A 12405-nucleotide genomic window follows, 5' to 3' on the forward strand; every position below is an offset into this window, starting at 1 on the left:
GTGATTCGGTCTGATAAACCGTCAGTGGTGCGTCGCCTGGCCCTTGCTGAACATTTCCCGAGCATGGGCCAGGGTCTGTTCGGTCATGTCCACGCCGCCCAACATGCGTGCCACCTCACTGATCCTGCCGCCATCGTCCAGCGCTTCAATCTTCGAATAAGTGGCATCTGATTCAGTGAATTTGCTGACAAACAGGTGTTGATGACATTGGGCAGCTACTTGGGGCAGGTGGGTAACACACAGAACCTGGCCGTCTGATCCAAGAGTTCGCAGCAACCGACCCACCACTTCTGCGGTGCCGCCGCCGATTCCCACGTCTACTTCGTCAAAGACCAGTGTGGGCGTGGTCGAGGTCTGGGCAACGACCACCTGAATGGCAAGACTGATGCGTGACAGCTCACCTCCGGAGGCGACCTTGGCCAGCGGCCTTGCTGGCTGACCGGGGTTGGCGCTGACCAGAAACTCGATGTCCTCATGGCCGTTGGCTGAGGGCTCGCTGGTTTCGTTGCTGTTCAGGTTGGTAATAAACTGCACGGCAGGCATGCTGAGCTGCTTGAGTTCAGATGCTATGCGCTGGTCGAGATCCGCCGCTGCCTTTGCCCGCGCTTCAGAGAGCTCCCGGGCGCAGGTGTTGTAGAGCTCAAACTGCTTCTCAAGCTCCGTCTCCATTTGCTCCACGCTGCCCTCGCCTTCATCCATTGAGGCCAGCTCGTCGGCGAGACGCTGATGCAGCTCAGGCAGTTCCTCTGGCGCTATACGATGCTTGCGGGCGAGCTGATAGATCGCGCTAAGGCGTTCCTCCACTTCAACCAGCCGCTGGGGGTCGGCCTCGTAGTCTTCGGCGAAGTGACGGAGGTTGCCTCCTGCTTCTGTGACCTGGATATAGGCCTCATTAAGCATCTGCAGCGTATCCGCCAGCGCGGGTACCTCTACCGGCAATTGCTCCAGCTGGGTCAGCGCCTGGCGCAGAAGGCCAGCTGCGCTGGTGTCGTCTTCTGTGCAAAGCAGCGCTGCCTGCTGGCTGCGCTGCATGACATCTTCAGCGTGGCTCAGCTGTTCCTGCTCCTGCTCAAGCTGGAGCTGTTCGTCGGGCTGAAGCGCGATCCGGTCGAATTCCTCCACCTGGTACCGTAACAATTGCAGCTTTGCTTCGTTTTCATCAGCGTTCTGCTGTCGCTCTGTCAGGCGGATGCGGGTGTTATGCCATTGTTTCCAGTGGGCCCGGGTTTTTCGGGCAAGCTCCTCCACACCGGCGAACTCATCCAGCAGTTTGCGGTGCGTGTCCTTATGGAGCAGTGACTGATGCTGATGCTGGCTGTGCACATCCATCAGCATGCCGCCGAGGTCACGCAAATGAGTCAGCGGGCAGGGTTGGCCATTAATATATGCCCGTGAGCGACCATCTTTGCTGATGACCCGTCGCAGGATGCAGTCACTCTCATCATCGAGCTCGTGGTGACCCAGCCACTGGCTGGCCTCGGGTATGCGGGACACGTCAAAGGTAGCCGTAATGTCGGCCCGTTTTGCGCCATGGCGCACGGCGCCAGCGTCAGCGCGACCTCCCATAACCAGGCCCAGCGCGTCCAGCACAATGGACTTGCCAGCGCCGGTTTCACCGGTGAGGGCAGTCATTCCCGGGCCAAACTGCAACTCTACCCGCTCGGCGATGGCGAAGTTGGATACGGTCAACTGGGTGAGCATGGGTGTCCTCCTTATGGCTGCTAGCTGCGGCCCGATGAATGCCGGGGTTTTCGGGTCAGAAGCCTGTTCATTAATACAGTACATGTGAATATATACAGTGGTATGCAGGTTTGCAATCTTTGCCAATGTCTTTTGCCAGCGGTTGAAACCCCACCAAGCGGCCCCATATCGCTCAGCAGGTTACTGAATCTGGCCTGAGCCGTTACCCGGGCCGTCCGTGAACAAGCAGGAGTAGTGCATGAGCGCTGATGAACATCGCAACGAACATAATGACGACGAGTTGAATGATCGAAACCCCGAGGCGGCGGAAGAGCGGGACGAGAGCGAAAAGACCAGGGATGATGAAGTGATTGCCCTGGGTGGCCGCGTCAAGGAGCTTCAGGAACAGGTGCTGAGGTCCCAGGCTGAAATGCAGAATGTGCGCCGACGGGCTGAGATCGATGTGGAAAAGGCTCACAAGTTTGCCCTTGAGAAGTTTGTAAAGGAACTGCTGCCAGTGGCAGACAGCCTTGAAAAAGCGGTTGAGAGCACCGAGGGCCATGCCAATGAAGGCGAGCTTGCCGCCACTATTCGCGAAGGCGTGGAGATGACCCTGAGTCTGTTCATGAGCACACTGAGCAAATTTAACGTCGCTCAGCTCAACCCGATCGGCGAGCCCTTCGATCCGCAGATGCATGAGGCCATGTCGATGGTGCCTGCACCTGATGCCGAGCCAAACACGGTGGTGGCGGTGGTACAGAAGGGCTACACATTGAACCAGAGGCTGGTGCGTCCGGCCATGGTGGTTGTCGCGAAAGCGGGCAATACACCAAAAATCGACGAACAGGCTTGAAAACGACGGCGTGGCGCCAATATAGGCAGTAACAAGCAAATGGCGAGTCGGACCTGAAAGCCGTGCCACGAAGTGGACCTAGCCAGAACCGAATTGAACAACCGAATTGGAGCGAATCAATGAGCAAGATTATTGGTATTGACCTGGGGACGACCAACTCCTGTGTAGCCATCATGGATGGTGACAAGGTCAAGGTGATTGAAAACGCCGAAGGTGATCGCACGACCCCTTCCATCGTTGCCTACACCGAAGATGGCGAGACCCTAGTTGGCCAGTCGGCAAAGCGTCAGGCTGTTACCAATCCCCACAACACCCTGTATGCCATCAAGCGTCTGATCGGCCGGCGCTTCGATGACAGTGTGGTTCAGAAAGACATCAAGATGGTGCCTTACAAGATCGCCAAGGCAGATAATGGCGATGCCTGGGTGGAAGTGAAGGGCGAGAAAATGGCTCCGCCCCAGGTTTCTGCGGAAATCCTCAAGAAAATGAAGAAGACCGCCGAAGACTACCTGGGCGAGAAAGTGACCGAAGCGGTTATTACCGTGCCGGCCTACTTTAACGACTCCCAGCGCCAGGCCACCAAGGACGCTGGTAAAATTGCGGGCCTTGATGTCAAGCGCATCATCAACGAGCCGACAGCCGCCGCCCTTGCTTATGGTATGGACAAGAAGACCGGTGATCGCACCGTCGCAGTTTACGACCTCGGTGGTGGTACCTTCGATATCTCCATCATCGAGATCGCCGATGTTGATGGTGAGCACCAGTTTGAAGTGCTGGCTACTAACGGCGATACGTTCCTCGGTGGTGAAGACTTCGACATGAAGTTGATCGAATATCTTGCCGATCAGTTCAAGAAAGACAGTGGTATCGACCTGCGAGGCGACTCTCTGGCAATGCAGCGTCTGAAGGAAGCGGCCGAGAAAGCCAAGATCGAGCTTTCCAGCAGCCAGCAGACCGACGTGAACCTGCCTTATGTAACGGCAGATGCCAGCGGTCCCAAGCACATGAACGTCAAGCTGACCCGGGCCAAGCTCGAGTCGCTGGTGGAAGACCTGGTTGACCGCAGTCTTGAGCCATGCAAGGTGGCCCTTGCTGACTCTGGCGTCAAGAGCGCGGACATTGACGAAGTCATTCTTGTCGGCGGCCAGACTCGTATGCCGCTGGTACAGGAAAAAGTAAAGAACTTCTTCGGCAAGGAAGCCCGTAAAGACGTTAACCCGGACGAAGCGGTTGCCGTGGGTGCGGCCATCCAGGCAGCGGTCATGTCAGGGGACGTGAAAGACGTTCTGCTGCTGGACGTTACGCCTCTCACCCTGGGCATCGAAACCATGGGTGGCGTGGCGACGCCGCTGATCGAGAAGAACACGACTATCCCGACCAAGAAGGGGCAGACTTTCTCAACAGCGGAAGACAACCAGACCGCGGTCACCATTCACGTGGTCCAGGGTGAGCGCAAGCAGGCGGCCCAGAACAAGTCGCTCGGCCGTTTCGACCTGGCGGACATACCGCCGGCACAACGTGGTGTGCCTCAGATCGAGGTAACCTTCGATATCGATGCCAACGGTATTCTCCATGTGTCCGCCAAGGACAAGGCGACCGGCAAGGAGCAGTCCATCGTGATCAAGGCATCTTCCGGCCTGAACGATGAGGAAATCGAAAAAATGGTTCAGGATGCCGAGGCTAACGCCGAGGAGGATCGCAAGTTCGAAGAGCTGGTGCAGACCCGTAACCAGGGCGATGCCATGGTTCATGCGGTTCGCAAGACACTGAGCGAAGCTGGCGATAAAGTCAGTGAAAGCGAGAAGGAGTCGATAGAGGAAGCGGTCAAGGAGCTTGAAGAAGCGCTCAAGGGCACCGACAAGGAAGATATTGAGGCAAAGACCCAAAAAGTGACCGAGCTGTCATCAGAACTTGCCCAGAAGATGTATGCTGAGCAGCCAGAAGCTGGTGAGCAGGCTTCCGAAGAGCCGACTGGCAAAACCGGCGACGATGCGGTAGATGCCGAGTTTGAAGAAGTAAAAGACGAAGACAAGCGCTAAAAGCGCAGGTTGTGATCGGTAATTAAAACGCGGGGGGTCAGGCTCCTCGCGTTTTTTCCGTATACAGATAACAGGTTGTGAGTCTCTCTAAATAGGGGCCGAAACAGGGTTTTTAGTATGGCCAAGCGCGATTATTACGAGATCCTCGGGGTTGCCCGGGATGCTGATGAAAAAGAGATCAAACGAGCCTATCGCAAGCTTGCGATGAAGTATCACCCTGATCGTAATCCGGATGATGCCGACTCCGATAACAAGTTCAAGGAAGCCAGCGAAGCCTACGAAGTGCTGTGCGACGCGAACAAGCGCGGCGCCTACGACCAGTTTGGTCATGCTGGCGTTGACGGACAGGCAGGGGCAGGTGGCTTTGGCGGTGGCGCTGGTAGTTTCTCAGATATCTTTGGGGATGTTTTTGGTGACATCTTTGGCGGCGGTGGTGGCCGCGGCCGCAATACCCGTGGCGCAGACCTGCGCTACACCCTGGAGCTGGACCTGGAAGAAGCCGTCAAGGGCACCACGGTCAAGATCCGGGTTCCGGGTCATGTAGCATGTGAGGCCTGCGACGGCTCCGGCGCCGAGAAGGGTTCCCGTCCGGAGGCCTGCGGTACCTGTAACGGCATGGGCCAGGTGCGCATGCAGCAGGGCTTCTTTACTGTCCAGCAGGCGTGTCCGACCTGCCGCGGTGCCGGCAAGGTAATCAAGAACCCATGCAAGGTATGCCGTGGTGCCGGCCGCGTTGAAGAACAGAAGACCCTGTCAGTGAAGGTGCCGCCAGGGGTGGACACCGGTGACCGGATCCGCTTGTCCGGTGAGGGCGAGATGGGTATCGAGGGCGGGCCCCCAGGGGATCTGTACGTCCAGATCGCTGTTCGTGAACATTCAATCTTCACCCGTGACGGCCGCAATCTCTATTGTGAAGTGCCGATCAGCATCGTGGATGCCGCCCTCGGAGGCGAACTGGAGGTACCCACGCTCGACGGCAGGGTCAAGCTCAAGATTCCGCCCGAGACCCAGACCGGCAAACTCTTCCGTCTGCGCAACAAGGGTGTGAGTCCGGTTCGAGGAGGCCCTGCCGGTGATCTTCTGTGCCGGGTTGTAGTGGAGACGCCGGTCAACCTCACGAAGCACCAGAAAGAGCTGCTTGAGGAGCTTCAGGATACCCTGACTGGCACTAATGGCAGTGACCATGGACCCAAGAAATCCTCCTGGTTCGCGGGTGTTAAAAGTTTCTTCGACGAAATGAAATTCTGAGGAAAGCCATGATACGGGTCGCGATTACCGGGGCAGCTGGCCGGATGGGCAAGGTTTTGATTGAGGCGGTGCAGGACGCCGAGGGCCTTGCCCTGGGAGCGGCTATCGTGCATCCCGAAAGCTCTTTGCTTGGGGTTGATGCAGGCGAGATGGCGGGTGTTGGTCGGCTCGACGTGGCTGTTGCCGGCCGCCTGGACGACGTGCTGGACGACTTTGATGTGCTGGTTGACTTCACGTTTCCGGATCTGACCCTGGCAAACCTTGCCGTCTGTCAGGCCCATGGCAAGCAGATGGTTATCGGCACCACCGGCCTTACCGGGGCCGAAAAGGCCCAGGTGGCCCAGGCAGCAGAGACTGTACCGGTGGTTTTCGCACCCAACATGAGTGTGGGGGTGAATGTGGCCCTCAACCTGCTCAAGACGGCCGCCCGTGTGTTGGGGGACGACTACGATGTTGAAATCATTGAGACCCACCATCGTCACAAGAAGGATGCGCCCTCTGGCACAGCGCTGCGCATGGGTGAAGTGGTTGCCGAAGCCCTTGGGCGGGACCTGAATGATTGCGCAGTTTACGGACGGGAAGGGTTCACCGGCGAACGCTCACGAACCGAGATCGGCTTTGAGACGGTCAGGGCGGGCGATGTGGTTGGCGATCACACGGTTCTGTTCGCAGGCATTGGCGAGCGTATCGAGATTACCCACAAGGCCAGCAGTCGCATGACCTTCGCCAAGGGCGCCATGCGAGCCGCGGAATGGTTGGCAGAAAAGCCGGCTGGGCTTTATGACATGCAGGATGTGCTGGCACTCAGGTAAACGCCTGTTTGGGGGTCGGAGCTGCGCTCAGTCGGCCCCTAGCCATCATTTGCCATGGACACGACCGCCCATATTTTTTACAATAAGGCGGTTTAACTGCACCAAGCGTAGCCTGAAAAGCTGGCAACACCAAAGCGGGACGGAGTGAAAAACTCCCTCTCGCTTTTTTGCGACCTGAATTTGCGCTTGAGTTCCCTTACGTTTCCAGGTCGTGACTCGAGTCTGTCGTTTGCCGGCAGGCCTGATTCGGAACTGACGATACGCCACTTGATGAGGATACAAGCCTTGAGTACCCCAGCAATACTTGCACTTGCAGACGGAAGCCTCTTCCACGGTATCGCAATTGGCGCTGACGGAGAGACCAGTGGCGAGGTTGTCTTCAACACCGCCATGACCGGCTATCAGGAAATTCTGACCGACCCGTCCTATTGTCGACAGATCGTCACACTGACTTATCCTCATATTGGCAACACCGGCATTAACGAAGAAGATGTCGAGTCCGACCGTATTCAGGCCGCCGGACTGGTCATCCGGGATCTGCCCCTGATGGCCAGTAACTGGCGCAGCACCCGGACACTGGATCAGTACCTGCGAGACAGCAACGTGATCGGTATCGCCGGCATTGACACCCGCCGCCTGACCCGTCTTCTGCGGGACAAGGGCGCCCAGGCCGGTGCCATTATCGCAGGCGCGGACATAACCCCGGAGCGGGCCATCGAAGTGGCGCAGTCCTTTCCTGGTATCAAGGGAATGGACCTGGCCCAGGAAGCCAGCGCCAAGGAAACATGGTACTGGCGCCAGGCCGAGTGGGACCTTGATTCAGGCTATGCCAACCAGGGCGAAAGCCGGTTCAAGGTCGTCGCCTGGGATTACGGAATCAAGCTCAATATCCTTCGGATGCTGACGGCCCGCGGCTGCGACGTGACCATTGTGCCCGCCAGGACGCCAGCGTCCGATGTGCTGGCCATGTCCCCTGACGGGATTTTTCTGTCCAACGGGCCGGGCGATCCTGAACCCTGTGACTATGCCATCAAGGCCATCCAGGATGTGCTGGAGACCGATATCCCCGTGTTCGGGATATGCCTGGGTCACCAGTTGCTGGCCCTGGCCAGTGGCGCCCGGACGGTGAAGATGGGGCATGGCCACCACGGCGCCAACCACCCGGTCCAGAACATGGCGGACGGTACCGTGATGATTACCAGTCAGAACCACGGCTTTGCGGTGGATGAGGCTACGCTGCCCGCCAATCTCGCGGCTACGCACAAGTCCCTGTTTGACGGCACGCTGCAAGGTATCCGTCGCACTGACAAGCCGGCTTTCAGCTTCCAGGGCCACCCGGAAGCGAGCCCGGGACCCAACGATGTGGCGCCTCTGTTTGATCAGTTCATCCAGCTGATGGAAGAGCGAGTGGCCTGACCGCTCACCTGAACACGGTCCGATTACGTCGCAGCATGGTCTTTACGCTGCACGAACTTAATAGTTGCTGACAGGTTTACAACGAAATGCCAAAACGTACCGACATCAAAAGCATCCTGATCCTGGGTGCCGGCCCCATCGTCATTGGCCAGGCGTGTGAGTTCGACTATTCCGGCGCCCAGGCCTGCAAGGCCCTGCGCGAGGAAGGCTTTCGGGTCATCCTGGTGAACTCCAACCCGGCGACCATAATGACCGACCCGGCCATGGCCGATGCCACCTATATCGAGCCGATCACCTGGAAAACCGTCGCCAAGATCATCGAGCGCGAGAAGCCCGATGCCCTGCTGCCTACCATGGGTGGCCAGACAGCACTGAATTGTGCCCTGGATCTGGAAAAGCATGGGGTTCTGGCCGAGCACGGGGTCGAAATGATCGGTGCCAATGCGGACACCATTGATAAAGCGGAAGACCGTGAACGTTTTGACAAGGCCATGAAATCCATTGGCCTGGATTGCCCCCGCGCCGCCATGGCGCATTCCATGGAAGAGGCCTTCCAGGTTCTCGACAGCATTGGCTTCCCCTGTATCATCCGTCCATCGTTCACGATGGGCGGTTCCGGGGGCGGTATCGCCTATAACCGGGACGAGTTCGAGGAAATCTGTACCCGTGGCCTCGACCTATCGCCCACCAAAGAGCTGCTGATCGACGAGTCACTCATCGGCTGGAAAGAATACGAGATGGAGGTGGTGCGGGACCACAAGGACAATTGCATCATTGTCTGCGCCATCGAAAACTTCGACGCCATGGGCGTGCATACCGGTGATTCCATTACGGTAGCGCCAGCCCAGACCCTGACCGACAAGGAATACCAGATCATGCGGAACGCCTCGCTGGCGGTTCTGCGTGAAATCGGGGTTGAAACCGGCGGCTCCAACGTCCAGTTTGGCATCAATCCCGAGACCGGGCGCATGGTCGTGATCGAGATGAATCCGAGGGTTTCCCGCTCCTCGGCCCTGGCCTCCAAGGCGACCGGCTTCCCCATTGCCAAGGTGGCAGCCAAGCTGGCAGTGGGTTATACCCTGGACGAACTGCAGAACGATATTACCGGCGGCACCACCCCGGCTTCGTTCGAGCCGAGCATTGACTATGTGGTCACCAAGATCCCCCGCTTCACCTTTGAGAAGTTCCCCCAGGCAGATGCCCGCCTCACCACCCAGATGAAATCGGTTGGCGAAGTCATGGCTATTGGCCGTACGTTCCAGGAGTCATTGCAAAAGGCGCTCCGTGGCCTTGAGGTGGGGTCTGAAGGGTTTGAGGAAAAGGTTGACCTGAGTACCGAGGATGGCCGCGAAACGCTGATCCAGGAACTCAACGTGCCGGGCGCCGAGCGCATCTGGTACATCGGCGACGCCTTCCGCCACGGCATGACCGTGGATGAGGTGTTCCAGCATACCAAGGTCGATCCCTGGTACCTGGTCCAGATCGAAGACCTGATCCGGGAAGAGGCGGTCCTGAAGTCTGCGGGCAAGGCCGATATCGACCATGCCACCCTGTTCCGTCTCAAGCGCAAGGGTTTTGCGGATGGCCGGCTGGCAAAACTGCTGGGTATCTCGGAGGCAAGCCTGCGTAAGCTTCGCCACGAGTTGGGTATCCGTCCGGTTTACAAGCGGGTGGATACCTGCGCCGCCGAGTTTGCGTCGTCGACCGCCTATATGTACTCAACCTATGAAGAAGAGTGTGAGGCCGCGCCTTCCGACCGCGACAAGATTGTGGTGATTGGCGGTGGCCCCAACCGGATCGGTCAGGGTATCGAGTTTGATTACTGCTGTGTTCATGCCGCCTTTGCCATGCGCGAGGACGGCTACGAAACCATCATGATCAACTGCAATCCGGAAACGGTTTCCACCGATTACGATACCTCCGACAGGCTTTACTTCGAGCCCATCACCCTTGAGGACGTGCTGGAGATCATCCATGTCGAAAAGCCCCAGGGCGTCATCGTCCAGTACGGCGGCCAGACCCCGCTGAAACTGGCCCGGGGCCTGGAGGCGGCCGGTGTGCCCATTATCGGCACCAGTCCCGATGCCATCGACCGTGCCGAGGACCGCGAGCGCTTCCAGCAGATGATCACGCGGCTGAATCTGCTGCAGCCGGAAAATGCCACCGTCCGTAGCCATGAAGAGGGCATTGTGGCCGCCCGTGAGATCGGTTACCCGCTGGTGGTGCGGCCCTCCTACGTGCTGGGTGGCCGTGCCATGGAAATCGTCTACAACGAGGAAGAGCTGGTGCGCTACATGCGCAACGCGGTGCTGGTTTCCAACGACAGCCCGGTCCTGCTGGATCACTTCCTGAACGCCGCCATCGAGGTGGATATCGACGCCATCTGTGATGGCAAGGATGTGGTCATCGGCGGCATCATGCAGCACATCGAACAGGCGGGCGTCCACTCCGGTGACTCGGCCTGCTCACTGCCACCATACTCCTTATCGCAAAAGGTCCAGGACGAAATGCGTGAAATTGTCCGCAAGATGGCCCTGGAACTGGATGTGGTCGGCTTGATGAACGTCCAGCTCGCCTGGCAGGATGACAAGGTCTATGTGATCGAAGTGAACCCGCGGGCCTCCCGTACCGTGCCTTTTGTGTCCAAGGCCATCGGCGTCTCTCTGGCCAAGATAGCCGCGCGGTGTATGGCCGGGACCTCCCTGGCGGAACAGGGCTTCACCCAGGAGATTATTCCGTCTTACTATGCGGTGAAGGAATCTGTTTTCCCGTTTGGCAAGTTCCCGGCGGTCGATCCCATCCTTGGGCCCGAGATGAAGTCCACCGGTGAAGTGATGGGCCTGGGCGACAGCTTTGACGAAGCCTTCGCCAAGGCCGCCCTGGCTGCTGGAGAGCGTTTGCCTGAGACCGGTACCGCGTTCATTTCGGTGAGGGATGTCGACAAGGCTGGTGCAATGCGCCTTGGGCGAGACCTGATTGCCGCTGGCTTCCGTTTGGTCGCCACCACAGGAACTGCCAAAGCCCTTAAGGCAGAAGGCATTGAAGTAGAGCGGGTGAACAAGGTCCGGGAAGGGCGTCCGCATATTGTGGATGACATCAAGAACGGGCAGGTCCAGTTGATTATCAATACCACAGAAGGCCGCAAGGCGATCTCGGATTCGTCCCAGATCCGCCAGTCGGCGCTTCGTCACAAAGTGACCTATACCACCACGCTGGCAGGAGGCGAGGCCTTCTGTCGAGCCATTAAATTCGGTCCTGAACGCACGGTACGCCGGCTCCAGGAACTGCACGCAGGAAAGTGAACGTTATGACCACCAGAGTACCCATGACCGTCGATGGCGAAGCCAGCCTGCGCAATGAGCTCAAACAGCTGAAATCCGTAGAGCGTCCGCGGGTGATTCAGGCGATTTCGGATGCCCGCGAACACGGCGATCTGAAGGAAAACGCTGAGTATCATGCCGCCCGCGAACAGCAGAGCTTTATCGAAGGCCGGATCCAGGAAATCGAGTCCAAGCTGTCAGCGGCCCAGGTTATCGATGTGAACAACATCGAAAACACGGGCAAAGTCATCTTCGGGGTTACCGTAAAGCTGTATAACCTTGACACCGAAGAGCAGGTAACTTACCAGATCTGCGGCGAAGATGAGGCCGATATCAAGGCAGGCAAGCTCTCGGTGTCGTCACCTATTGCTCGCGCCCTGATTGGCAAGAGCGAAGGCGATGTGGTGGCCATTCGGGTTCCGTCCGGCACCGTAGAATATGAGATTGAGACGGTCGAACACCTGTAGGTCTGTCAGTTAAAAAAGCCGGCCCGGTAGAACCGGGCCGGCTTTTTTTTGAGCCTCAGGGTCCGCGAATAGGCTTTGGGCTTAGGCTTGCCTGTAACGCTGAAGGTTGGACAGCTTAGGGTTCGGTTTGGAGGCGCGGCGCATGATCACGGCAATTTTGCCGATGGTCTGTACCAGTTCGGCACCGGACGCCTCGCACAGGGCGGCGACCGCCTCCTGGCGCCGGTCTCTGTCTGGACTCGCCACCTTGATCTTGATCAGTTCATGATCGTTGAGAGCCCGCTCCAGTTCCTGTTGCAGGCCCTCGGTCAAGCCTTTATCACCGATAATGATCACGGGTTTAAGGTGGTGGGCTATGCCGCGGTATTCACGACGCTGTTCGGGCGACAGGCTCATAATGCAATCTCTCAATGACTGTAATTGATCTATGTCTGCAGTACCGCCAGGGCCTGCGTTATATAATGCAGGGATTGTAACAGACTAGTGGCCGGGAATAATCGTCGATACCACGTACCGGGTCGGGTCACGTCCGACAGTCGGGTCGGGTAGTGGCAGCCGGGCTGAATAAAA

Annotated in this window: 9 protein-coding genes; 7 read left to right on the forward strand and 2 right to left on the reverse strand. The window is 58.1% G+C overall.

Annotated features, from left to right (window positions below; translation table 11 throughout):
- Positions 1-21: 21 nt before the first annotated feature.
- Entirely contained in the window at positions 22-1701 is a 1680-nt protein-coding gene (gene recN / locus G7W63_RS11580) for a DNA repair protein RecN (RefSeq protein WP_166257732.1), read from the reverse strand.
- Positions 1702-1939: 238 nt separating this feature from the next.
- On the opposite strand from recN, the gene grpE reads away from it, so the two are divergent.
- The 7 genes from grpE (at position 1940) to greA (ending at position 11835) form a co-directional block, all read left to right on the forward strand.
- Entirely contained in the window at positions 1940-2533 is a 594-nt protein-coding gene (gene grpE / locus G7W63_RS11585; protein WP_166257735.1) for a nucleotide exchange factor GrpE, read from the forward strand.
- Between the two features lie 119 nt (positions 2534-2652).
- Entirely contained in the window at positions 2653-4572 is a 1920-nt protein-coding gene (dnaK, locus tag G7W63_RS11590; RefSeq protein ID WP_166257738.1) for a molecular chaperone DnaK, read from the forward strand.
- Positions 4573-4689: 117 nt separating this feature from the next.
- Positions 4690-5820, forward strand: coding sequence for a molecular chaperone DnaJ (dnaJ, locus tag G7W63_RS11595; protein WP_166257741.1), 1131 nt, complete (start codon positions 4690-4692; stop codon positions 5818-5820).
- Between the two features lie 8 nt (positions 5821-5828).
- Entirely contained in the window at positions 5829-6632 is an 804-nt protein-coding gene (gene dapB / locus G7W63_RS11600) for a 4-hydroxy-tetrahydrodipicolinate reductase (RefSeq protein WP_242634396.1), read from the forward strand.
- A gap of 285 nt (positions 6633-6917) precedes the next feature.
- Positions 6918-8048 carry a glutamine-hydrolyzing carbamoyl-phosphate synthase small subunit gene (gene carA / locus G7W63_RS11605; RefSeq protein ID WP_207308937.1) on the forward strand — a complete coding sequence of 377 codons (1131 nt, stop codon included), beginning with the start codon at positions 6918-6920 and terminating at the stop codon, positions 8046-8048.
- A gap of 86 nt (positions 8049-8134) precedes the next feature.
- Positions 8135-11350: a carbamoyl-phosphate synthase large subunit gene (gene carB / locus G7W63_RS11610; RefSeq protein WP_166257744.1), complete on the forward strand. Its 3216-nt coding sequence runs from the start codon at positions 8135-8137 to the stop codon at positions 11348-11350.
- A 5-nt stretch (positions 11351-11355) separates the two neighbouring features.
- Positions 11356-11835, forward strand: coding sequence for a transcription elongation factor GreA (gene greA, locus G7W63_RS11615; RefSeq protein ID WP_166257747.1), 480 nt, complete (start codon positions 11356-11358; stop codon positions 11833-11835).
- Positions 11836-11916: 81 nt separating this feature from the next.
- Here the strand turns inward: greA and yhbY are convergent, their stop codons facing one another.
- A complete protein-coding gene (gene yhbY / locus G7W63_RS11620) occupies positions 11917-12231 on the reverse strand; it encodes a ribosome assembly RNA-binding protein YhbY (RefSeq protein WP_166257750.1) in 315 nt (104 codons plus the stop codon).
- Between the last annotated feature and the right edge of the window lie 174 nt (positions 12232-12405).

The organism is Marinobacter salicampi, from assembly GCF_011074795.1.
Lineage (GTDB): Bacteria > Pseudomonadota > Gammaproteobacteria > Pseudomonadales > Oleiphilaceae > Marinobacter > Marinobacter salicampi.